Origin of the sequence: Klebsiella sp. X13, assembly GCF_003323835.1 — a bacterium.
Lineage (GTDB): Bacteria > Pseudomonadota > Gammaproteobacteria > Enterobacterales > Enterobacteriaceae > Klebsiella > Klebsiella ornithinolytica.
This window is the reverse complement of record NZ_CP030874.1, coordinates 3504710-3527806: the sequence shown is the minus strand read 5'-3', so window position 1 is coordinate 3527806 and position 23097 is coordinate 3504710. Positions and strand designations below refer to the sequence as shown.

The 23097-nt window shown below is 56.5% G+C and carries 16 protein-coding genes; 7 read left to right on the top strand and 9 right to left on the bottom strand.

Going from position 1 to position 23097, the window contains the following annotated elements:
- Positions 1-2: 2 nt before the first annotated feature.
- The 6 genes from mukF to DSD31_RS16750 all read left to right on the top strand — a co-directional run bounded on the left by mukF (position 3) and on the right by DSD31_RS16750 (position 9826).
- Positions 3-1325 carry a chromosome partition protein MukF gene (mukF, locus tag DSD31_RS16780; RefSeq protein WP_004860096.1) on the top strand — a complete coding sequence of 441 codons (1323 nt, stop codon included), beginning with the start codon at positions 3-5 and terminating at the stop codon, positions 1323-1325.
- Complete coding sequence (mukE, locus tag DSD31_RS16775) at positions 1306-2010, top strand: chromosome partition protein MukE (RefSeq protein WP_113991195.1); 705 nt, start codon at positions 1306-1308, stop codon at positions 2008-2010. The genes mukF and mukE overlap by 20 nt, the downstream gene beginning before the upstream one ends.
- Positions 2010-6458, top strand: a complete 4449-nt coding sequence (gene mukB / locus DSD31_RS16770; RefSeq protein WP_113991194.1) for a chromosome partition protein MukB — start codon at positions 2010-2012, stop codon at positions 6456-6458. Before mukE ends, mukB begins: the two co-directional genes overlap by 1 nt.
- Positions 6459-6642: 184 nt before the next feature.
- Positions 6643-8433, top strand: coding sequence for a L,D-transpeptidase (ldtD, locus tag DSD31_RS16765; RefSeq protein WP_004860102.1), 1791 nt, complete (start codon positions 6643-6645; stop codon positions 8431-8433).
- A gap of 180 nt (positions 8434-8613) precedes the next feature.
- Positions 8614-9165 (top strand): peptidoglycan L,D-endopeptidase MepK, encoded by a 552-nt coding sequence (locus DSD31_RS16755; RefSeq protein WP_015584788.1) that lies wholly within the window; start codon positions 8614-8616, stop codon positions 9163-9165.
- A 13-nt stretch (positions 9166-9178) separates the two neighbouring features.
- Positions 9179-9826 carry an MBL fold metallo-hydrolase gene (locus DSD31_RS16750; RefSeq protein ID WP_015584787.1) on the top strand — a complete coding sequence of 216 codons (648 nt, stop codon included), beginning with the start codon at positions 9179-9181 and terminating at the stop codon, positions 9824-9826.
- Between the two features lie 65 nt (positions 9827-9891).
- Here the strand turns inward: DSD31_RS16750 and aspC are convergent, their stop codons facing one another.
- The 4 genes from aspC to pncB form a co-directional block, all read right to left on the bottom strand.
- Positions 9892-11082, bottom strand: a complete 1191-nt coding sequence (gene aspC, locus DSD31_RS16745; RefSeq protein ID WP_004860107.1) for an aspartate transaminase — start codon at positions 11080-11082, stop codon at positions 9892-9894.
- 183 nt (positions 11083-11265) lie between these two features.
- Positions 11266-12348, bottom strand: coding sequence for a porin (locus DSD31_RS16740; RefSeq protein ID WP_004860110.1), 1083 nt, complete (start codon positions 12346-12348; stop codon positions 11266-11268).
- Positions 12349-12939: 591 nt separating this feature from the next.
- Positions 12940-14340: an asparagine--tRNA ligase gene (asnS, locus tag DSD31_RS16735; protein WP_004860113.1), complete on the bottom strand. Its 1401-nt coding sequence runs from the start codon at positions 14338-14340 to the stop codon at positions 12940-12942.
- 177 nt (positions 14341-14517) lie between these two features.
- Entirely contained in the window at positions 14518-15720 is a 1203-nt protein-coding gene (gene pncB, locus DSD31_RS16730; protein WP_004860115.1) for a nicotinate phosphoribosyltransferase, read from the bottom strand.
- A 330-nt stretch (positions 15721-16050) separates the two neighbouring features.
- On the opposite strand from pncB, the gene pepN reads away from it, so the two are divergent.
- Positions 16051-18666 carry an aminopeptidase N gene (gene pepN, locus DSD31_RS16725; protein ID WP_113991193.1) on the top strand — a complete coding sequence of 872 codons (2616 nt, stop codon included), beginning with the start codon at positions 16051-16053 and terminating at the stop codon, positions 18664-18666.
- A 110-nt stretch (positions 18667-18776) separates the two neighbouring features.
- Here pepN and ssuB read toward each other — a convergent pair whose 3' ends face one another.
- Genes ssuB through ssuE form a run of 5 tightly spaced genes read right to left on the bottom strand, consistent with a single transcriptional unit; the run spans position 18777 to position 23021 of the window.
- Positions 18777-19550, bottom strand: coding sequence for an aliphatic sulfonates ABC transporter ATP-binding protein (gene ssuB / locus DSD31_RS16720; protein WP_004860120.1), 774 nt, complete (start codon positions 19548-19550; stop codon positions 18777-18779).
- Positions 19547-20338 carry an aliphatic sulfonate ABC transporter permease SsuC gene (gene ssuC / locus DSD31_RS16715; protein WP_004860122.1) on the bottom strand — a complete coding sequence of 264 codons (792 nt, stop codon included), beginning with the start codon at positions 20336-20338 and terminating at the stop codon, positions 19547-19549. Before ssuC ends, ssuB begins: the two co-directional genes overlap by 4 nt.
- 10 nt (positions 20339-20348) lie before the next feature.
- A complete protein-coding gene (ssuD, locus tag DSD31_RS16710; RefSeq protein ID WP_113991192.1) occupies positions 20349-21494 on the bottom strand; it encodes an FMNH2-dependent alkanesulfonate monooxygenase in 1146 nt (381 codons plus the stop codon).
- Positions 21491-22453 (bottom strand): sulfonate ABC transporter substrate-binding protein, encoded by a 963-nt coding sequence (locus DSD31_RS16705; RefSeq protein WP_075808834.1) that lies wholly within the window; start codon positions 22451-22453, stop codon positions 21491-21493. The genes ssuD and DSD31_RS16705 overlap by 4 nt, the downstream gene beginning before the upstream one ends.
- The gene (gene ssuE / locus DSD31_RS16700) at positions 22446-23021 is read right to left on the bottom strand and encodes an NADPH-dependent FMN reductase (RefSeq protein ID WP_004860128.1); all 576 of its coding nucleotides are present in this window, start codon (positions 23019-23021) and stop codon (positions 22446-22448) included. The genes DSD31_RS16705 and ssuE overlap by 8 nt, the downstream gene beginning before the upstream one ends.
- Between the last annotated feature and the right edge of the window lie 76 nt (positions 23022-23097).

Below are 23097 nucleotides of genomic sequence, written 5' to 3'. Positions count from 1 at the left end.
CTATGAGTGAATTTTCCCAGACAGTCCCCGAACTGGTTGCCTGGGCCAGAAAAAATGATTTTTCTATTTCGCTGCCGGTAGACAGACTCTCGTTTCTGCTGGCGGTTGCTACGCTGAACGGCGAGCGGCTCGAAGGGGAAATGACCGAGGGAGAACTGGTGGATGCGTTCCGCCACGTCAGTGATGCGTTTGAGCAGACCAGCGAAACCATCAGCCAGCGCGCCAATAATGCGATCAACGATATGGTGCGCCAACGTCTGCTGAACCGCTTTACCAGCGAAATCACGGAAGGCAATGCAATTTATCGCCTGACGCCGTTGGGCATCGGGATTACCGACTACTATATTCGCCAACGCGAATTTTCCACTCTGCGTCTGTCGATGCAGCTGTCGATCGTCGCCGGTGAGCTCAAGCGCGCAGCCGACTCGGCAGAAGAGGGCGGCGATGAGTTTCACTGGCATCGCAACGTCTTTGCGCCGCTGAAATATTCGGTTGCTGAGATTTTCGACAGTATCGATCTGACGCAGCGCATCATGGATGAACAGCAGCAGCTGGTCAAAGATGATATCGCTCAGCTGTTAAACAAAGACTGGCGCGCGGCGATCTCCAGCTGTGAGCTGCTGCTGTCAGAAACGTCCGGCACCCTGCGCGAGCTGCAGGATACGCTGGATGCCGCAGGCGATAAGCTGCAGGCTAACCTGCTGAGAATTCAGGATGCGACAATTTCACGCGACGACCTGCATTTTGTCGACCGCTTAGTCTTCGATCTGCAAAGTAAACTGGACCGTATCGTCAGCTGGGGCCAGCAGGCGATTGACCTGTGGATCGGCTACGATCGCCACGTGCACAAATTTATCCGTACCGCTATCGATATGGATAAAAACCGCGTCTTCGCCCAGCGTCTGCGTCAGTCGATCCAGACCTACTTTGACGCCCCGTGGGCGTTGACTCACGCCAGCGCCGATCGTCTGCTGGATATGCGCGATGAAGAGATGGCGCTGCGTGACGAAGAGGTTACCGGGGAGCTCCCGGCGGATCTGGAATACGAAGAGTTTAACGAAATTCGCGAGCAGCTCGCCGCGCTGATTGAAGCGCAGCTGGTGGTTTACAAAGACAAAGGCGTCCCGCTGGACCTCGGTCTGGTGGTGCGCGAATATCTGGCGCAGTATCCGCGAGCTCGCCATTTTGATGTGGCGCGAATCGTCGTCGATCAGGCGGTACGCCTGGGCGTCGCACAAGCAGATTTCACCGGACTGCCGGCAAAATGGCAGCCGATTAATGATTACGGAGCCAAGGTACAGGCGCATGTCATCGACAAATATTGAACAAGTGATGCCAGTTAAACTGGCGCTGGCGTTGGGCAATCCGTTATTTCCGGCGCTGGATAGCGCCCTGCGAGCAGGCCGTCATATCGGCCTGGACGAACTGGATAATCACGCTTTTTTGATGGATTTCCAGGATTACCTGGAAGAGTTTTACGCTCGTTATAACGTTGAGCTGATTCGCGCGCCGGAAGGGTTTTTCTATCTGCGCCCGCGCTCCACGACGCTGATCCCGCGCTCGGTGCTCTCCGAGCTGGATATGATGGTCGGCAAAATTCTTTGCTACCTCTATCTCAGCCCGGAACGGCTGGCCAACGAAGGGATCTTTACCCAGCAGGAGCTCTACGACGAGCTTCTGACCCTGGCGGACGAGGCTAAACTGCTGAAGCTGGTGAACAACCGCTCTACCGGATCCGATCTCGACCGCCAGAAGCTACAGGAAAAAATGCGCGCGTCGCTCAACCGTCTGCGCCGCCTGGGCATGGTCTGGTTTATGGGCCATGACAGCAACAAATTTCGCATCACCGAGTCGGTCTTCCGCTTTGGGGCTGACGTTCGCGTCGGCGACGATCCGCGTGAGGCGCAGCTGCGCATGATTCGCGACGGCGAAGCGATGGCGCTGGAAAACCATCTGCGGCTCCATGACGAGAATGAAGAGAATCAGCCGGATAGCGGGGAGGAAGAGTAATGATTGAACGCGGTAAATTTCGCTCGCTGACGCTGGTTAACTGGAACGGTTTTTTTGCCCGCACCTTTGATCTGGATGAGCTGGTCACCACCCTCTCCGGCGGCAACGGCGCCGGGAAATCGACCACCATGGCGGCTTTCGTCACGGCACTGATTCCGGACCTGACCCTGCTGCACTTCCGCAACACCACCGAAGCGGGGGCCACCAGCGGTTCGCGCGATAAAGGTCTGCACGGGAAGCTGCGGGCCGGAGTGTGTTATTCGGTACTGGACGTGGTCAACTCGCACCACCAGCGCGTGGTCGTGGGCGTGCGCCTGCAGCAGATCGCCGGTCGCGATCGTAAAGTGGATATCAAGCCGTTTGCTATCCAGGGGCTGCCGATGTCCATTCAGCCGACCCAGCTGTTGACGGAAACCCTTAACGAGCGCCAGGCGCGCGTGCTGAGCCTCAACGAGCTGAAAGATAAGCTTGAAGAGATGGAAGGGGTGCAGTTCAAGCAGTTTAACTCGATAACCGATTATCACTCGCTGATGTTCGATCTGGGCGTTGTCGCGCGTCGTCTGCGTTCGGCTTCCGATCGCAGCAAATACTATCGCCTGATTGAAGCCTCGCTGTATGGCGGGATCTCCAACACTATTACCCGCTCGCTGCGCGACTACCTGCTGCCGGAAAACAGCGGCGTACGTAAAGCATTCCAGGATATGGAAGCCGCGCTGCGCGAAAACCGCATGACGCTCGAAGCCATTCGCGTCACCCAGTCCGATCGCGACCTGTTTAAACATCTGATCAGCGAAGCGACGAACTATGTAGCGGCGGACTATATGCGTCACGCCAATGAACGTCGCGTGCATCTGGATAAAGCGCTGGAGTATCGTCGCGATCTCTTTACCTCGCGGGCGCAGCTGGCGGCAGAGCAGTATAAGCACGTCGATATGGCTCGTGAACTGCAGGAACATAACGGCGCAGAAGGCGATCTGGAAGCCGATTATCAGGCTGCCAGCGACCACCTGAATCTGGTACAAACCGCGCTGCGCCAGCAGGAAAAAATCGAGCGTTATGAAGCGGATCTCGATGAACTGCAGATTCGTCTTGAAGAGCAGAATGAAGTCGTCGCCGAAGCGACCGATTTGCAGGAAGAGAACGAAGCTCGCGCAGAGGCCGCTGAACTGGAAGTGGATGAGCTGAAAAGCCAGCTCGCCGACTATCAGCAGGCGCTGGACGTGCAGCAGACCCGCGCGATTCAGTACAACCAGGCGCTGCAGGCGCTGGAACGTGCGAAGGCGCTGTGTCATTTGCCGGATTTAACGCCGGAAAGCGCCGACCAATGGCTGGAAACATTCCAGGCCAAAGAGCAAGAAGCGACGGAAAAAATGCTGTCGCTGGAACAAAAAATGAGCGTGGCGCAGACCGCCCACGGCCAGTTTGAGCAAGCTTACCAGCTGGTGGTGGCCATCAACGGCCCGCTGGCGCGTAATGAGGCCTGGGACGTAGCGCGCGAGCTGCTGCGCGATGGCGTCAACCAGCGTCACCTCGCCGAGCAGGCACAAGGGCTGCGCAGCCGTCTGACCGAGCTGGAACAACGTCTGCGCGAGCAGCAGGACGCTGAACGCCAGCTGAGCGAATTCTGTAAGCGTCAAGGAAAACGCTACGATATTGACGATCTGGAAGCGCTGCATCAGGAGCTGGAAGCGCGCATCGCCTCCTTATCCGATAGCGTCTCTTCTGCCAGCGAACAGCGCATGAACCTGCGTCAGGAGCTGGAGCAGCTGCAGTCGCGCACTCAGTCTCTGCTGCGTCGGGCGCCGATCTGGCTGGCCGCGCAAAACAGTCTCAACCAGCTCTGCGAACAGAGCGGTGAGCAGTTTGAATCAAGCCAGGATGTCACTGAATATCTCCAGCAGCTGCTGGAGCGCGAGCGCGAAGCCATCGTCGAACGCGACGAAGTGGGCGCCCGTAAACGCGCTATCGACGAAGAGATCGAACGCCTCAGCCAACCGGGAGGGTCTGAAGATCCTCGTCTTAACGCGCTGGCGGAACGTTTTGGTGGCGTACTGCTGTCGGAAATTTATGACGATGTCAGCTTTGAAGACGCCCCGTACTTCTCCGCGCTGTATGGCCCGTCGCGTCACGCGATCGTGGTACCCAATCTGGCGCAGATCGCCGAACAGCTGGAAGGGCTGGAAGATTGTCCGGAAGATCTCTATCTGATCGAGGGCGATCCGCAATCCTTCGATGACAGCGTATTCAGCGTCGATGAGCTGGAAAAAGCGGTTGTCGTTAAGGTGGCCGATCGCCAGTGGCGCTACTCGCGCTTCCCGACGCTGCCGCTGTTTGGCCGCGCCGCGCGTGAAAGCCGTATTGAGAGTCTGCATGCCGAGCGTGAGGATCTGTCAGAGCGTTTTGCGACCCTCTCATTCGACGTGCAGAAAACGCAGCGTCAGCACCAGGCCTTCAGTCGCTTTATCGGTAGCCATCTGGCCGTCGCGTTTGAAGACGATCCGGAAGAAGAGATCCGTAAGCTCAACAGCCGCCGCGGCGAGCTGGAGCGCGCGCTCAACGCGCATGAAAGCGACAACCAGCAGAACCGGGTGCAGTTTGAGCAGGCGAAAGAGGGGGTTTCCGCCCTCAACCGCCTGCTGCCGCGCCTTAACCTGCTGGCGGACGATACGCTGGCCGACCGCGTTGACGAAATCCAGGAACGGCTGGATGAGGCCCAGGAAGCGGCGCGCTTTATTCAACAGTACGGCAATCAGCTGGCAAAACTGGAGCCGATCGTTTCAGTCCTGCAGAGCGACCCGGAACAGTTTGAACAGCTGAAAGAAGACTATGCCTATGCGCAGCAGATGCAGCGCGACGCGCGTCAACAGGCGTTTGCGCTGAGTGAAGTGGTTCAGCGTCGTGCCCACTTCAGCTATTCCGATTCGGCGGAAATGCTGAACGGCAACAGCGACCTCAATGAAAAACTGCGCCAGCGCCTGGAGCAGGCGGAGGCTGAACGTAGCCGCGCCCGCGACGCGATGCGTACCCATTCTGCGCAGCTGAACCAGTACAATCAGGTGCTGGCGTCGCTGAAAAGCTCCTTTGATACCAAAAAAGAGCTGCTCAGCGATCTGTACAAAGAGCTGCAGGATATCGGCGTACGTGCCGATAGCGGCGCGGAAGAGCGTGCGCGTGCGCGCCGCGATCAGCTGCATACGCAGTTAAGCAACAACCGCTCACGCCGGAATCAGCTGGAAAAAGCGCTGACCTTCTGTGAAGCCGAAATGGACAACCTGACCCGCAGGCTGCGTAAACTTGAGCGCGACTACTGTGAAATGCGTGAGCAGGTGGTGAGCGCCAAGGCGGGCTGGTGTGCGGTTATGCGGCTGGTGAAAGATAACGGGGTCGAACGTCGTCTGCATCGCCGCGAGCTGGCCTACCTCTCCGCTGACGAACTACGCTCGATGTCGGATAAAGCGCTGGGTGCGCTGCGTCTGGCCGTAGCGGATAACGAACATCTGCGCGATGTGCTGCGTGTCTCCGAGGATCCGAAACGTCCTGAACGTAAAATTCAGTTCTTTGTCGCGGTCTACCAGCATCTGCGCGAGCGTATCCGTCAGGATATTATCCGCACCGACGACCCGGTAGAAGCGATTGAACAGATGGAAATCGAGCTGAGCCGTCTGACGGAAGAGTTGACCAACCGTGAGCAGAAACTGGCCATCAGCTCCCGCAGCGTGGCCAATATTATTCGCAAAACGATTCAGCGCGAGCAGAACCGCATCCGTATGCTCAACCAGGGGCTGCAAAGCGTCTCCTTCGGCCAGGTCAACAGCGTGCGCTTGAATGTCAACGTGCGGGAAACCCACTCGACGCTGCTTGATGTGCTGTCCGAACAGCACGAGCAGCATCAGGATCTGTTTAACAGCAACCGCCTGAGCTTCTCGGAAGCGCTGGCGAAGCTGTATCAGCGCCTGAACCCGCAGATCGATATGGGACAACGTACGCCGCAGACCATCGGCGAAGAGCTGCTCGACTACCGCAACTATCTGGAGATGGAAGTGGAAGTTAACCGCGGCTCCGACGGCTGGCTGCGTGCAGAATCCGGCGCGCTGTCCACCGGGGAAGCTATCGGTACCGGGATGTCGATTCTGGTGATGGTGGTGCAGAGCTGGGAAGATGAGTCTCGTCGCCTGCGCGGCAAAGACCTGTCACCGTGCCGTCTGCTGTTCCTCGATGAAGCGGCGCGTCTCGATGCCCGCTCTATCGCCACGCTGTTCGAGCTGTGCGAGCGTCTGGAGATGCAGCTGATTATCGCGGCGCCGGAAAACATCAGCCCGGAAAAAGGCACCACCTACAAGCTAGTGCGTAAAGTGTTTAATAACCACGAACACGTCCACGTTGTCGGGCTGCGCGGTTTTGCCGCCCAGCTGCCGGAAACGCTGCCTGGAACGGCGGATGCCTCTTAGCGGTCATCGATCGATAGATAAAAGGGCGACTTGATGTCGCCCTTTTTGTTATCGGATTCGCTAAGTTAACGCTTTATAATCTTTAAACTTCTTTACATTTGGGGAGGCAAAAGCTTTTGCGCCTCTATATACTGAGAGTAAAACCCGGTTTTACGGGCGGCAATGTGACAACAGGGGGCAAGGGATGTTGCTAAAAAAACGGTATGGTCGTCAATTGTCAGCGCTGAGTTTGAGCCTGGCATTTGCATTTGCTCCACTGTTTAATGCCCAGGCCGAAGAGCCTGAAATTGTACCCACGGACAGTTCTGCGACGCTGGGAGAGCTGTCGTCTGCGCTTATCCAGAGCGATGGTCAATCCGCGGCGGTGGCGAAAATGGCCGGCGAACAGCCGCTGGCTGCCGGTGCCGCAGAAAAAAGCCGCGCCGCGATAACGGCGCTGCTGCCGGCCGGCTATCAGCCCGTGTTTATGAACCCGCTGGTGTCGCTCTATGCGGCCAGAGAGATGAAGCCGATGTGGGAGAACCGCGGTGCGGTTCAGGCTTTCCAGCAGCAGCTGGCTGAGGTCGCCATCGCCGGTTTTCAGCCGCAATTTACTACCTGGGTCAGCCTGCTGACCGATCCGGCGGTGAACGGCATGGCTCGCGACATCGTGCTCTCCGACGCCATGATGGGATACCTGCATTTTATCAGCGGTATTCCGGTGCAGGGGAACCGCTGGCTGTACGGAACGAAGCCGTACGCCATGGCGACCCCGCCGCTGTCGGTGATTAATCAGTGGCAGCTGGCGCTGGATAATGGCTCTCTGGTGCCGTTTATTGCCGGACTGGCGCCGAAGCATCCGCAGTATGAGGCGATGCACCGGGCGCTGCTGGCGCTGGTGGCCGACTCCCGTCCGTGGCCGCAGCTGACCAGCAACGCGTCGCTGCGTCCGGGGGAGTGGAGTAACGATATTGGCGCGCTGCGCGAAATTTTACAGCGCAACGGTATGCTCGATGATTCCGCGAAAATTGCGCTGCCGGGGGATGTCGTGAGTCCGTCTGCCGGGAAGAAGAGTAAACCCGCGGCGCGCGGCGTCTACGATCGCCAGCTTGTTGAGGGCGTTAAGCGCTTCCAGGCCTGGCAGGGGCTGGGCGCCGATGGCGTGATTGGTCAATCCACCCGCGACTGGCTCAACGTCTCAGCGGCTCAGCGTGCGGGCGTGCTGGCGTTGAACATTCAGCGCCTGCGTCTGCTGCCGGGCAAACTCTCTACCGGCATTATGGTCAATATTCCGGCCTTTTCTCTGGTCTATTACCAGGATGGCAGTCAGGTGCTGGCATCGCGAGTGATTGTGGGGCGGCCGGACCGTAAAACGCCGATGATGAGCAGCGCGCTAAACAACGTGGTGGTTAACCCGCCGTGGAACGTACCGCCGACGCTGGCGCGCAAAGATATCCTGCCGAAGGTGCGTAACGATCCGGGCTATCTTGAGCAGCATGGTTACACCGTGATGCGCGGCTGGAACAGCAAAGAGGCTATCGACCCGTATCGCGTTGACTGGTCGACGATCACTGAAAACAATCTGCCGTTCCGTTTTCAGCAGGCGCCTGGCGCGCGTAACTCATTGGGGCGCTACAAGTTTAATATGCCCAGCTCCGATGCTATCTATCTGCACGATACGCCGAACCACAATCTGTTCCAGAAAGACGTGCGGGCCTTAAGTTCCGGCTGCGTGCGGGTCAACAAAGCTTCGGAGCTGGCGAATATGCTGCTGCAGGATGCCGGCTGGAATGACACGCGGATTTCTGATGCGCTCAAGCAGGGCGATACCCGCTATGTTAATATCCGCCAGAACATCCCGGTCAATCTCTATTATCTGACCGCCTTCGTCGATGCGGATGGCCGCATGCAATATCGCACAGATATTTACAATTACGATCTCACCGCGCGATCTGGCGCACAAATTCTGGCGAAAGCAGAACAATTAATCAGGTAAATGAAGTAGTTCAACGAATTTCGTTGTCCTAACTCTCAGTGAAAACAGGCCCTGTTCCTCTACAGGGCCCGTATTTACTGGGGTTAGGCTACCTTGACGTTGGCAATAATGCCCGGTAAGGTGCCTTTCGTGCGCCAGAAGTGCATATATTCGATTCATTTACTTGTAGACCTGATTATCATGGACAAATTTGACGCTAATCGCCGCAAATTGCTGGCGTTAGGTGGGGCTGCGCTCGGTGCTGCCGCCATTCTGCCTGCGCCGGCATTTGCCACCCTCTCGACCCCCCGACCGCGTATTCTGACGTTGAATAACCTGCATACTGGTGAATCACTCAAGGCGGAGTTTTTCGATGGCAGAGGCTATATTCAGGATGAATTAGCAAGGCTTAACCATTTTTTCCGTGATTTTCGCGCGAATAAAATTAAGCCAATCGATCCGAGTTTGTTTGATCAACTCTATCGTCTGCAGGGATTACTTGGTACCAATAAACCTGTTCAGCTTATCTCCGGCTATCGTTCCCTTGATACCAATGATGAGCTCCGTGCACGAAGCCGTGGTGTGGCGAAACATAGCTATCACACCAAGGGACAGGCAATGGATTTCCACATAGAAGGCATTTCGTTAAGCAATGTTCGCAAAGCGGCGTTATCTATGGGCGCAGGTGGTGTAGGATACTATCCACGTAGCAACTTTGTGCATATTGATACCGGTCCGGTCAGGCACTGGTAACGAAAGGAGCATCATGAACTATCGTATTATTCCGGTTACCGCGTTCGCTCAGAACTGTTCTTTAATCTGGTGTGAGCAAACCCGGCTCGCTGCGCTGGTCGATCCCGGCGGTGACGCTGAGCGAATCAAACAGGAAGTCTCGGCAGCAGGCGTCAGCCTGATGCAGATTTTGCTCACCCACGGCCATCTCGATCACGTTGGTGCGGCGGCCGAACTGGCACAGCACTATGGCGTGCCGATTATCGGACCGGAAAAAGAAGATGAGTTCTGGCTGGAAGGTCTGCCGGCGCAGAGCCGGATGTTTGGTCTGGAGGATTGCCAGCCCCTGCAGCCGGACCGCTGGCTCAATGAAGGCGACGTCGTCAGCGTGGGGAATATTTCTCTGCAGGTGCTGCACTGTCCCGGGCATACGCCAGGGCACGTGGTCTTTTTTGATGAGGCTTCCCGGCTGCTGATTTCCGGCGATGTCATTTTCAAAGGTGGCGTTGGGCGCAGCGACTTCCCGCGCGGCGACCACGGTCAGCTGATTGATGCGATTAAACGTAAATTACTGCCTTTGGGTGATGATGTGACGTTTATTCCCGGTCACGGGCCGATGTCGACGCTGGGCTATGAGCGTCAGCACAACCCTTTCCTGCAGGATGAAATGCCCGTCTGGTAATACTTCCCGACGGAAAATATAAAAAAGGCCGCGCAAGCGGCCTTTATTTTTTGCCAGCGATGCTATTACAGCACGGCGACAATCGCTTCACACAGCGGCGCCATGTTGTCTGGCGTCATACCGGCGACGTTGATACGCCCGGAAGCTACGGCGTAGACCCCGAACTCTTCACGCAGACGCAGCACCTGCTCTTTGGTCAGGCCGCTGAACGAGAACATCCCGTTTTGCTTGATGATGAAAGAGAAGTCGCGGCTGGCCCCTTTTTCCTGCAGGGTATTGACGAACAGCAGACGCATACGCTGAATACGCTGGCGCATATCGGTCAGCTCTTGTTCCCAGATAGCACGCAGTGCATCGTTGCTGAGGATCGTCGCTACCACCGACGCGCCGTGCGCAGGCGGGTTGGAGTAGTTCGCACGAATCGCCGACTTCATCTGCGTGAAAGCGCGGTCAACGGTTTCGGCATCCGCCGCAACCAGCGTGCAGGCACCCACGCGTTCGTTGTACAGACCAAAGTTCTTCGAGTAGGAGCTCGCAACCAGCAGCTCTTTATGCAGCGCAACGAACGCGCGCAGACCTTCGGCATCTTCTTCCAGACCACGGGCAAAGCCCTGGTAGGCGAAGTCGAACAGCGGCAGCCAGCCTTTCTCAACGGACAGCTGTGCCAGCTGCTGCCACTGCTCCAGCGTAGGATCGATACCGGTTGGGTTATGGCAGCAGCCATGGAACAGAACCACGTCGCCCGCCTGTGCTTCATTGAGGCTTGCCAGCATACCGTCGAAGTCGAGGGTATGGTTGGCCGCATCGTAATAGGCGTATTCGCGCACTTCCAGGCCTGCGGAATTAAATACGCTTTTGTGGTTCGGCCAGCTCGGGTTGCTTACCCAGACGCGTTTTACAGCGGTGTTCTTCGCCAGGAAGTCAGCGGCAACGCGCAGAGCGCCGGTGCCGCCTGGGGTTTGGGCGGTACGTGCGCGCTTATCGCTGATGATTGCGCTTCCTTTACCGAACAGCAGTTCCTGGGTGCAGCGACCAAATTCCGCAATACCGTCGATACCCAGATAGTTTTTTGTGGTTTCATTTTCCAGCAGATACTGTTCTGCTTTTTTAACGCTGGTCAGGACCGGGGTTTTACCCGTTTCATCTTTGTAAACACCAATCCCGAGGTTAATTTTAGTCGGGCGGTCATCGGCACGAAACAGATCGGCCAGGCCTAAAATGGGGTCGGCAGGGGCGGCAGTAATGTTCTCAAACATGACGAGGTTCCATTGTGATTACTGAGGGAATTTCGCTATCAGGGTAACGGGAGATTTACAAATTGCCAACCGTTTGCGACAAAAAGCGAGAAGGTTTTCGAAAGTTACGATCTTTATCTTAGTAATGTAGAAAAGCAGGACCGAAGTCCTGCTTTTTAGGCATATCACGAAGGGGTGTACTGATTAGAACTGGTAAACGATACCTACTGCAGCCTGGTCATCGGTGGACACTTTAGCCGTTTCGGTATAGCTGTTGTCGTCCAGCAGGTTGAATTTGTATGCTGCGTAGACGTTCATGTTCTTGTTGAAGTAGTACCAGGTACCCACTTCGATGTATTTAACCAGGTCAGCATCGCCGCCGGAGAAACCGGTACGACCCTGCAGGTTTTTACCTTTAGTCTGAACATAGCCGATGGACGGACGCAGACCGAAGTCGAACTGATACTGAGCAACGGCTTCGAAGTTCTGAGTTTTGCCAGCGAAGTAGTTCGCCTGGTTTTCCGGGGTCATGTTGTAGGTCTGAGAGTACATGACTGCTGCGTAGATGTTGTTTGCGTCGTACTTAGCGGAGGTTGCCCACGCTTCAGCTTTGTCGCCGTTACCGTCAGCTTTCTGCGCGACGCTACGGTTAGAAGAGGCGTAACCAGCAGACAGCGCGATACCGTTGTCAAATGCATAGGTTGCAGAGGTGCTGACGCCGTCGCCGTTTTGTTTCTGGATAGCACGGCTGCTGTCGTTTTTACCCTGGTACTGCAGCGCGAAGCTCAGACCGTCAACCAGACCGAAGAAGTCAGAGTTACGGTAGGTTGCTACGCCGTTGGTACGGCCGGTCATGAAGTTGTCGGTGTAGTTCCAACCGTCGCCGCCCCACTCAACCAGCATATCGGTTGCGGATTCAACGTCGTAGATAGCACCGTAGTTACGGCCGTAGTCGAATGAACCGTATTCACCCGCTTTCAGACCCGCGAAGGCCAGACGAGTTTTGGTACCCTGGGAACCTTCAACGTTGGACGCATCCATGTTGTATTCCCACTGGCCGTAACCGGTCAGCTGATCGTTGATCTGGGTTTCGCCTTTCAGGCCGATACGTGCATAGGTGGTGTCGCTGCTGTTGGTGTCACCATTGGTGGTCCAGACGTGCTCACCAACCATTTTCCCGTAGAAGTCCAGTTTGTTGCCGTTTTTGTTATAGATTTCTGCAGCGTTAGCTGCGCCGGCTACCAGCAGGGCAGGGATTACCACTGCCAGAATATTGCGCTTCATCATTATTTATTACCCTCATTAATATTTTTATATGAACACTTGCCACTGCCGCCAATAAATTCCGTCAATAAAAATTTACAGAACTATTGATGATAGTTTGGTGTCTGAAGGCATCTTTCCATCCGCGCCAGCGTTTCGCTAGCCGGAAAATGCTACCAATGTCGCATATGAGTAACAATACGAAAGAGTGTGTAACTAAATGTGTATTTTTTGGAACTTTGTGAACTCAATCAAAATTCCGTTCCACTTTGCTCGCAAAACAGACAGACCATATATATCTATATGAATTAATTATGATTAATTTAGATAAAGGCCCGTTTGTGCATTTTATGTCTGCATTTCGCTTTTTTTTCGCTCAGCATTTGTCTTTACATCTTGTGCTGCGTGAGGTTAAAAAATGAACAAAATTATCAGGCATTTCGTCGATGAATGAACATAAGGTGCGGTTTGGCGTGCAGGAACAAGTCGTAATAGTGAGTAACATAAATGTGAACTGGAAGGGTTGATGTTTAAATTTCTTGATATTCATTAACAGAGCCTGACATAAAAAAAGGCCAGCTTACGCTGGCCTTCGGCAATGATAAGAAAAATTAATCAGAATGTGGCGTTGCGCGGAGTCCGCGGGAACGGGATCACATCACGCACGTTTTGTACGCCGGTGACATAGGCGATCAGGCGCTCAAAGCCCAGGCCGAAGCCGGAGTGCGGTACGGTGCCGTAACGACGCAGGTCGCGGTACCACCAGTAGTCTTCTTTATTAAGACCCATCTCCGCCATACGCGCGTCAAGCACATCCAGGCGCTCTTCACGCTGGGAACCCCCGATGATTTCACCGATGCCAGGCGCCAGAACGTCCATGGCGGCGACGGTTTTACCGTCTTCATTAAGGCGCATATAGAACGCCTTAATGTCTTTCGGATAGTTTTTCACGACCACCGGCGCTTTGAAGTGTTCTTCAGCCAGGTAGCGCTCGTGCTCGGAAGAGAGGTCCACGCCCCAGTAAACCGGGTTTTCAAACTGCTTACCGCAGTTTTCCAGAATGGTGACGGCGTCGGTGTAATCGACCTGAGCGAAGTCGGCATCAATAAAGCGCTCCAGACGGGAAACGGCTTCTTTATCCACGCGCTCGGCGAAGAACTTCATATCGTCCGCTCGTTCTTCCAGTACCGCCTTAAAGACGTATTTCAGCATGGCTTCCGCCAGGCCTGCAACGTCGTTCAGGTTGGCAAACGCGACCTCCGGTTCCAGCATCCAGAATTCCGCAAGGTGGCGGCTGGTGTTGGAGTTTTCGGCACGGAAGGTTGGGCCAAAGGTGTAGATTTTAGACAGCGCGCAGGCATAGGTCTCACCGTTCAACTGGCCGGATACGGTCAGGAACGACTCTTTACCGAAGAAGTCTTTATCGAAATCTACTTTGCCCTGATCGTTACGCGGCAGGTTTTCCAGATCCAGCGTGGAGACACGGAACATTTCACCCGCGCCCTCGGTATCGGAAGCGGTAATCAGCGGCGTGGAAACCCAGAAGAAGCCCTGCTCGTCAAAGAAGCGATGCAGCGCTTGTGCCAGGGTATGACGTACGCGAGCGACCGCGCCAATCAGGTTGGTACGTGGACGCAGGTGCGCAACTTCACGCAGATACTCGATGCTGTGACGCTTAGCGGCCATCGGATAGGTATCCGGATCTTCTACCCAACCTGTCACTTCAACGTGGCTGGCCTGGATTTCAAAACTTTGACCCTGGCCCTGAGATGCCACGATTTTACCCGTAATGACGACCGAGCAGCCGGTGGTCAGGCGCAGCACTTCCTGATTGTAATTGGGCAGAGAATTATTAATAACGGCCTGTACAGGATCAAAGCAGGAACCGTCATAGACGGCCAGGAAGGAAAAGCCAGCTTTTGAATCTCGGCGGGTACGTACCCATCCGCGCACGGTGACTTCGCTGTCAACGGCAACACGGCCCTGGAGTACGTCGGCTACAGGCACAACGCTCATAATAGTCTCTCTATTCGTAGTCCAATAAAAAAATCTGTATCCCCCGATAATGGGGGATATCTATGTTACCTGTCATCTTCCATCAGACAAGCAGATTTCGCACCATCAAGGGGAGTTTTCGGAAATAAATAAAGAACAAGGAGCCAGAACGGCTCCTTGCGATGATTAATGTGGTGATTAACTGGCCTTTTTCACCGGCGGAAGGTCAAAGGCTTTACGCAGTGCCCGGACAAAAGCCTTGTCGTGACAGATGGTTTTCCCCGGGCTGTCGGAGAGTTTCGCGACCGGTTTACCGTTACATTCCACCAGCTTTATCACGATGTTTAGCGGTTTAACCTGTGGGATGTCGCAGGTTAAACGCGTGCCAATGCCGAAGCTCAGATTGACCCGCGAAGAGAAGTGGCGATAGAGATCGACGGCTTTTGCCAGATCGAGGTTATCGGAAAAGACCAGCACTTTACTCATGGGGTCGATCCCCAGCTTCTGGTAATGGGCGATGGCTTTTTCGCCCCACTCGACAGGGTCGCCGGAATCGTGGCGCAGCCCCTGGTAGCGGCTGGCAAATTCCGGGCCGAAATCGCGCAGGAAAGCATCCATGGTAATGCAGTCGGTGAGAGCGATACCGAGTTTGTCAGGATACTCTTCCAGCCAGGCTGCCAGCGCCGCGCGCTGGCTGTTGGCTAAACTGGGGCTGATTTGCTGATGCGCCTGGAACCATTCATGCGCCTGGGTGCCCATTGGCGTCAGATGAAGCCGGCGAGCCAGATCGTAGTTGCTGGTACCGATAAACCACGGCTCCTGCTGCAGGCGTTCGACGATGGCCTGCTGTACTTCACGCGAGAAGCGACGACGGGTGCCGAAGTCCATCAGACGGAAGTGGCTGAGATCGAGGCCGGCGGTGATTTGTGCAAAATCAGCCAGCTTGTGTTCGAGGGTTTCCAGCGCTAAATCGACGCTGATTTCCGGCGAGCGGTAATGATGGACCAGCTCGCTAATCACCGCCAGCAGCGGAACTTCCCACATGATGACTTCACGCCACGGGCCGGACAGGCGAATATTTAACTTGCCGTTTTCATTGTTGACGGTGACCTGGCCCGGGTCGTAACGGAAGTCGCGTAGCCAGTCGAGATAATCCTGAGAAAAGAACGGCAGGGTAGACAACCAGTGATATTCATCGTCCTGCAGCTTCAGGTCGCGCATGGTTTCAACCTGCTCGCGAATTGCGTCGGCGTAGATACCGAGCAGATCGTCCCCGCGGCAGCGGAACTCCGCCGCAACGTGTACATCGCCGTAGCGGTGGAAGACAGCCTGCTGCATGTGCAGCTTGTAGGCGTCCGTATCGAGCAGCGAGTGCAGTACAGGAGAAGTGAATTGTGTCATGGTGCGCAGTAGCGTCCTCTCACTGGAGCGTTTCCATCAAAAACCGAAGCAGAAAAAAGGAGGCGGAGTATACCTTTATTACCCGACTCTGTCCCGCAGTGACGGTCGATGGCGACGCTGGCGGTCATTTGCGAGGCCTAGTTTAATATATTGAACAGGGATCACACCACAAGCTTTGCACCCGGTCGAGCGCATTTCGTGCCTCTTGTGTTATCAATATGTAGCAATTTTCGTGTTTAGCGTTGAAAAGATGAAGATTCTGCATAGCGCGATCTACACAACAGGAATAGACTGGGTTTGACACTTTATGGAACATGCTAAAGGTTTTTTATGACACAACAGCCCCAAGCCAAATACCGCCACGACTACCGTGCGCCGGATTATCTCATTAGCGATATCGATTTGACCTTTGACCTGGATGCCGAGAAAACCGTGGTTACGGCTGAGAGCAAAGTCTCCCGTCACGCGGCGGCGTCCGATGTGCCGTTGCGTCTGGATGGTGAAGACCTGACGTTGGTCTCCCTGCTGGTGGATGGCCAGCCGTGGAGCAACTATAAAGAAGAAAATAACCAGCTGGTGATTGGCGGATTGCCGGAACATTTCACCCTGACCATCGTCAATGAAATCAGCCCGGCGGCGAATACTGCCCTGGAAGGTCTCTATCAGTCTGGCGAAGCCCTGTGCACCCAGTGCGAGGCGGAAGGTTTCCGTCACATTACCTGGTATCTGGATCGTCCGGATGTGCTGGCCCGCTTCACCACCAAAATTATCGCCGACAAAACGAAATATCCGTACCTGCTCTCCAACGGCAACCGCGTGGCGCAGGGCGAGCTGGAAAATGGTCGTCACTGGATCCAGTGGCAGGACCCGTTCCCGAAACCGTGCTATCTCTTTGCGCTGGTGGCCGGCGACTTCGACGTATTGCGCGATACCTTTAAAACCCGTTCCGGGCGAGAAGTTGCGCTGGAGCTGTTCGTTGACCGCGGCAATCTCGACCGCGCGCCGTGGGCGATGACCTCGCTGAAGAACTCGATGAAATGGGACGAAACCCGTTTTGGTCTCGAGTACGATCTCGACATCTATATGATTGTCGCCGTCGACTTCTTTAATATGGGAGCGATGGAGAACAAAGGGCTGAACGTCTTTAACTCCAAATACGTACTGGCCCGCACCGATACCGCCACCGATAAAGATTATCTCGATATTGAACGCGTCATCGGCCACGAATACTTCCATAACTGGACCGGCAACCGCGTGACCTGCCGCGACTGGTTCCAGCTGAGCCTGAAAGAAGGGCTGACCGTGTTCCGCGATCAGGAGTTCAGCTCCGATCTCGGTTCGCGCGCGGTGAACCGGATTAACAACGTGCGTACCATGCGCGGTCTGCAGTTCGCTGAGGATGCCAGCCCGATGGCCCATCCGATTCGCCCGGATAGCGTCATCGAGATGAATAACTTCTATACCCTGACGGTGTATGAGAAGGGGGCGGAAGTGATCCGCATGCTCCATACGCTGCTGGGCGAAGAGAATTTCCAGAAAGGGATGCAGCTGTACTTCGAACGCCACGACGGCAGCGCCGCCACCTGCGACGATTTTGTCCAGGCGATGGAGGATGCCTCTAACGTCGACCTGTCGCATTTCCGTCGCTGGTACAGCCAGTCCGGCACGCCGGTGGTGAGCGTCCATGATGACTACAACCCGGAAACCGAACAGTACACCTTAACCATCAGCCAGCGTACGCCGCCGACCGCGGAACAGCCGGAGAAACAGCCGCTGCATATTCCGTTTGATATCGAACTGTATGATAACGAAGGGAAGGTGATCCCGCTGCAGAAAGGGGGCCATCCGGTGCATCACGTGCTCAATGTGACCCAGGCCGAGCAGACTTTTGTCTTCGACAACGTCTACTTCCAGCCGGTACCGGCGCTGCTGTGCGAGTTTTCCGCCCCGGTGAAGCTGGAATATAAATGGAGCGACCAGCAGCTCACCTTCCTGATGCGCCACGCGCGCAACGACTTCTCCCGCTGGGATGCTGCGCAGAGCCTGCTGGCAACCTACATCAAGCTGAACGTCAACCGCCATCAGCAGGGCCAGCCGCTGTCGCTGCCGGTTCACGTTGCCGACGCGTTCCGCGCGATTTTGCTGGATGAGAAGATCGATCCGGCGCTGGCGGCTGAAATTCTGACGTTGCCTTCCGCCAATGAAATCGCTGAGCTGTTTGCGATCATCGATCCGATCGCCATTGCGGCGGTCCGTGAAGCGTTGACCCGCACGCTTGCAAAAGAGCTGGCGGACGAGTTCCTCGCGGTTTACAACGTCAACAAGCTGACGAGCTATCGCGTGGAACACGCCGATATCGGCAAGCGTTCACTGCGCAATACCTGCCTGCGCTATCTGGCGTTTGGCGACGTTGAGCTGGCGGATAAGCTGGTCGTCGCCCAGTATCATCAGGCCGACAACATGACCGATGCGCTGGCTGCCCTGTCGGCCGCGGTTGCCGCGCAGCTGCCTTGCCGTGATGCGCTGATGCAGGAGTATGATGACAAATGGCACCAGGACGGCCTGGTAATGGATAAATGGTTTATCCTGCAGTCCACCAGCCCGGCGGACAATGTTCTGGAGACGGTACGCGGTCTGCTGAATCACCGCTCGTTTAGTATGAGCAACCCGAACCGCGTACGCTCGCTGATTGGCGCGTTTGCCGGCAGTAACCCGGCGGCATTCCACGCCGAAGATGGCAGTGGCTATCAGTTCATGGTGGAGATGCTGACCGAGCTCAACAGCCGCAACCCGCAGGTGGCGTCCCGGTTGATTGAGCCGTTGATTCGGCTGAAACGCTACGATGCTAAACGCCAGGCGCTGATGCGCGCGGCGCTGGAACAGCTGAAAGGTCTGGAGAATCTCTCCGGGGATCTGTTCGAAAAAATCAGTAAGGCGCTGGCGTAACGGGGCAGGACTCCCGGATAACGGCGCGGATGCGCCTTATCCGGGCTATTCACAACCTCAGACCGTCGCCCCGACAGCTGCAGCGTCGCCGGGGCGATCTTCGGGCGGGATTAACCGTGGCTCAATAAGCGCGGCGCCGATTCGCTCTTGCCACGTTTCATGACTCGGTTCAGTACCTCGGCTTCCAGTTCAGCCAGCCTGGCCGATCCGGTCCGCCGCGGCCGCGGAATATCGACGGCGACATCGAGGCCAATTTTCCCTTCTTCAATCAACAGCACCCGGTCCGCCATGGCCACCGCCTCACTCACATCGTGTGTGACCAGCAGTACGGTAAAACCGTATTCTTCCCACAGCGAGACGATCAGATCCTGCATCTCCAGCCGGGTTAACGCATCCAGCGCGCCCAGCGGTTCATCGAGAAGCAGCAGGCGAGGACGATGAATCAGCGCGCGGGCCAGCGCAACGCGCTGTTTTTGTCCGCCGGAGAGGGCTGCTGGCCAGTCGCCGGCGCGGTTTTCCAGGCCAACGCTGGCCAGCGCCTGCAGGGCGGCATCACGCCATTGCCCCTTCAGCCCAAGACCGACGTTGTCTATCACCGTTTTCCACGGCAGCAGCCGCGAGTCCTGGAACATCATGCGACTGTCTTCCTGGACCTGCGCCAGCGGCGTTGAGCCGGCCAGCAGCTCGCCACCATTGGGTTTTTCGAGCCCGGCCAGCAGACGCAGCAGGGTACTTTTGCCGCCGCCGCTGCGCCCGACCACTGCGACAAACTGCCCGGTCGGAATATGTAAATCCAGTGCGTTAAGAATGGTATTTTCGCCGTAGCGTTTGGTCACGCCGTTAAGCAACAGCGGGATCCCTGGGTTCAGACGGGCAGTGGTCATGCGTTGGCCTCCTGAAGATGATAAGCCGGGTTCCAGCGTAGCCAGACGCGTTCCAGCAGCTGCGCGCTGAAGTCGGCCAGTTTGCCAAGAATGGCGTAAAGAATAATGGCGACGACCACCACATCCGTTTGTAAAAACTCCCGCGCATTCATCGCCAGATAGCCGATGCCGGCGTTAGCGGAGATGGTTTCGGCGACAATCAGCGTTAACCACATCAGCCCGAGGGCGAAGCGGATGCCGACCATTATTGAGGGCAGGGCTCCCGGCAGAATCACATGGCGGAACAGGGCGAAGCCGGACAGGCCATAGCTACGCGCCATTTCCACCAGCCCGCGATCGATATTGCGGATGCCGTGCCAGGTATTGATGTAGATCGGGAACATGGTCCCCAGCGCGACGAGGAAGATTTTGGCGCTTTCATCAATGCCGAACCATAAAATAACCAGCGGAATCAACGCCAGATGCGGGACGTTACGCAGCATCTGAATCGAGGTATCCAGCAGACGCTCCCCCCAACGCGACAGACCGCTGATCAGGCCCAGCACCAGCCCGATGGAACCGCCGATGGCGAAGCCCAGCAGAGCACGCCACGAACTGATGGCCAGGTGTTGCCACAGTTCGCCGCTGGCGGAAAGCGTCCAGAAGGCCTTGAGCACCCCCTCCGGAGAGGGAAGGATGCGGGTGGATAACCAGCCCACGGAAGAGGCGAGCTGCCAGATGATGACGGTCCCCACCGGCAGAAGCCAGGGGGCAACCCGCAGCAGCAGCTTTTGCGCAGACGTAGCCATGGCGTGCTCCTTAGCTTTGTGCGACTTTGCGCGGAATAAACTCGTTTGCCACCGCCTCGCCCTGCAGACCCAGAGGTTGCGGTTGCGGAATCGACGGGATAGTGACATCCAGCAGCGGGAACAGCAGTTCGCCGACGCGATAAGCCTCTTCAAGATGCGGATAGCCGGAGAAGATGAAGCTATCGATACCCAGCGCCGCATATTCATTGATTCGTTCAGCCACGGTAGCCGCATCGCCGACCAGAGCGGTTCCCGCCCCTCCGCGTGCCAGCCCGACGCCGGCCCACAGGTTAGGGCTGATTTCAAGCTTGTCGCGCCGACCGTTGTGCAACGCGGCCATCCGCTGCTGTCCGACGGAGTCGGTTTTGGCAAAGGCGGCCTGCGCCCGGGCAATGGTATCGTCATCAAGATGCGAGATGAGGCTTTCGGCCGCTTCCCAGGCCTCTTCATTGGTTTCCCGGACAATCACATGCAGACGAATACCGAAACGGACCGTGCGACCGTGGCGGGCGGCTTTTTCACGCACCAGGGCGATTTTTTCCGCAACCTGCTCCGGGGGCTCTCCCCAGGTGAGATAGAGATCGACCTGCTCGGCGGCGAGATCCTGCGCCACGTCGGACGACCCGCCAAAGTAGAGCGGCGGGCGCGGCTGCTGCAGGGGAGGGAATAGCAGCTTCGCGCCGCGTACCCGCTGATGTTTTCCATTGAAGGTCACGGTTTCACCTTCCATCAGGCGGCGCCAGATATGAGTAAATTCAGCAGAGGCTTCGTAACGTTCGGTATGGTCGAGGAAAACCCCGTCGCCGGCGAGCTCCTGCGGATCGCTGCCGGTCACCAGGTTAAACAACGCCCGGCCGTTAGACAGGCGGTCGAGCGTCGCGGCCTGGCGGGCGGCGACAGTCGGGGAGGTCACGCTCGGGCGCAGGGCGACAAGAAATTTCAGACGCTGGGTGACGGGAATCATCGAAGCAGCAACCAGCCACGCATCTTCACAGGAACGTCCGGTCGGGATCAGGACGCCGGTAAAACCGAGGCGATCCGCGGTTTGCGCAATTTGCTGCAGGTAGCCGTAATCAACCGGGCGGGCGCCCTCTTCAGTCCCCAGGTAGCGACCATCACCGTGGGTCGGTAAAAACCAGAACATATTCAGACTCATGATTTTGCTCCTTGTGCGGTTGCGGGCAGCCAGATGCGGGTACGGATGTCGACTTTTTTCGGCACCAGCTTGTTCTCGTAGAACAGATCGGCGGTTTGCTGCTGCCGGGCGGCGGTTTCGCTACTGACCGGAGTGATGGTGGTCGGCGGCCGATGATCCAGATAGCTGGCGATCACCGTTTCAGGGAGTCCCATCGTTTTTGCCAGCAGGGTAATGCTCTGCGGGCGTTGGCTCAGCGTCAGGGCATCCGCCTGGCTGAATGTATCGAGCACGCCGCTAATAAAGGCGCCGTTCTTTTCTGCATAGGGGCGCGAAGCCAGATAGAAAGAGCCGGTTTGTTTCAGATCGGTTCCGTCTTTAAGCACCCGGGCGCTCGCTTGTTGCAGAGCGGCTGAATAGTAGGGATCCCAGATAGCCCAGGCATCAACATTGCCCTGTTGAAACGCCGCGCGGGCGTCCGCGGGGGCAAGATAAACGGGCTGAATATCGCTGAATTTCAGTCCCGCCTGCTGCAATGCCCTTAGCAGCAGGTTGTGGGAGCTGGAGCCTTTCTGAAACGCGACTTTGCGACCCTTCAGTTCAGCGACGGTTTTGATTGGGCTATTTTCCGCAACCAGAATCACTTCCGCTTTTGGCTTCGGCGGTTCCGAGCCGACGTAAACCAGATCGGCTCCGGCGGCCTGGGCGAAAATCGGTGGGATATCGCCGGTACTCCCCAGATCGATACTGCCGACGTTTAGCGCTTCAAGCATTTGCGGACCGGCGGGAAATTCTACCCAGGAGATGTTGGTGTTCGGGTAGCGCTTTTCCAGCAGCTGATGGCTTTTAGCCAGCACCATACTGACGCTGCCTTTTTGGTAGCCGATGCGCAGCGCGTCCGGCGCGGATTGTGCGGCATGGCTCAGGGCCGATAGCGTCAGCAACCCGCCCAGCGCGAGAGTTCTGAAAAGGTTATGCATGTTCCACCCCGCGGAGGGTCTTGAGCGCGGGAGCGCGGCTGGTCGGGCGATGCAGCGCCTGCCAGAAGGTCTCCAGCGCCAGATCGAGCCGCCCCTGCAGATTAGGGGTAAACTGCGGTTTATGTTGATAGTCGGTGACCTGGCTATCGTCGGCAAACACTCCGTGCAGAATCTCCTGCGCTTTCAGGGCGTTGAGCACCGGCTTCAGCGCATAATCCACCGCCAGCATGTGGGCGATCGTGCCGCCGGTCGCCAGAGGCAGGACGATTTTTCCCTCCAGCGCCCGTTCCGGGAGCAGGTCGAGCAGCGTCTTCAGCGCGCCGGAAAAAGAGGCTTTATAGACCGGGGTTGCGATGATAAGCCCGTCGGCGCCTGCCAGCTGTTCATTCAGCGTATGTAATGCCGGGTTATCGAAGCGAGCATACAGCAGGTCTTCCGGAGCAAAATTTTGCAGATGCCAGTGGCAGACTTCAACATCTGCCGCGGAGAGCGTCTCTCTGGCATATTCCAGAAGCGCGCTGGAACGGGAAGGGTAACGCGGACTGCCCGCAAGTGTAATGACACGCATCTTCTCTCTCCTTATAACCAAATGTTTGCATTTATCTATAATTGATAACATTTAATGGCAGTGTGACAGAGCCGAT

Excerpts from the sequence above, each read along its gene's own strand:
- mukF (WP_004860096.1), top strand. The coding sequence starts at position 3 with ATGAGTGAATTTTCCCAGACAGTCCCCGAACTGGTTGCCTGGGCCAGA.
- mukE (WP_113991195.1), top strand. The coding sequence starts at position 1,306 with ATGTCATCGACAAATATTGAACAAGTGATGCCAGTTAAACTGGCGCTG.
- mukB (WP_113991194.1), top strand. The coding sequence starts at position 2,010 with ATGATTGAACGCGGTAAATTTCGCTCGCTGACGCTGGTTAACTGGAAC.
- ldtD (WP_004860102.1), top strand. The coding sequence starts at position 6,643 with ATGTTGCTAAAAAAACGGTATGGTCGTCAATTGTCAGCGCTGAGTTTG.
- DSD31_RS16755 (WP_015584788.1), top strand. The coding sequence starts at position 8,614 with ATGGACAAATTTGACGCTAATCGCCGCAAATTGCTGGCGTTAGGTGGG.
- DSD31_RS16750 (WP_015584787.1), top strand. The coding sequence starts at position 9,179 with ATGAACTATCGTATTATTCCGGTTACCGCGTTCGCTCAGAACTGTTCT.
- aspC (WP_004860107.1), bottom strand. The coding sequence starts at position 11,082 with ATGTTTGAGAACATTACTGCCGCCCCTGCCGACCCCATTTTAGGCCTG.
- DSD31_RS16740 (WP_004860110.1), bottom strand. The coding sequence starts at position 12,348 with ATGATGAAGCGCAATATTCTGGCAGTGGTAATCCCTGCCCTGCTGGTA.
- asnS (WP_004860113.1), bottom strand. The coding sequence starts at position 14,340 with ATGAGCGTTGTGCCTGTAGCCGACGTACTCCAGGGCCGTGTTGCCGTT.
- pncB (WP_004860115.1), bottom strand. The coding sequence starts at position 15,720 with ATGACACAATTCACTTCTCCTGTACTGCACTCGCTGCTCGATACGGAC.
- pepN (WP_113991193.1), top strand. The coding sequence starts at position 16,051 with ATGACACAACAGCCCCAAGCCAAATACCGCCACGACTACCGTGCGCCG.
- ssuB (WP_004860120.1), bottom strand. The coding sequence starts at position 19,550 with ATGACCACTGCCCGTCTGAACCCAGGGATCCCGCTGTTGCTTAACGGC.
- ssuC (WP_004860122.1), bottom strand. The coding sequence starts at position 20,338 with ATGGCTACGTCTGCGCAAAAGCTGCTGCTGCGGGTTGCCCCCTGGCTT.
- ssuD (WP_113991192.1), bottom strand. The coding sequence starts at position 21,494 with ATGAGTCTGAATATGTTCTGGTTTTTACCGACCCACGGTGATGGTCGC.
- DSD31_RS16705 (WP_075808834.1), bottom strand. The coding sequence starts at position 22,453 with ATGCATAACCTTTTCAGAACTCTCGCGCTGGGCGGGTTGCTGACGCTA.
- ssuE (WP_004860128.1), bottom strand. The coding sequence starts at position 23,021 with ATGCGTGTCATTACACTTGCGGGCAGTCCGCGTTACCCTTCCCGTTCC.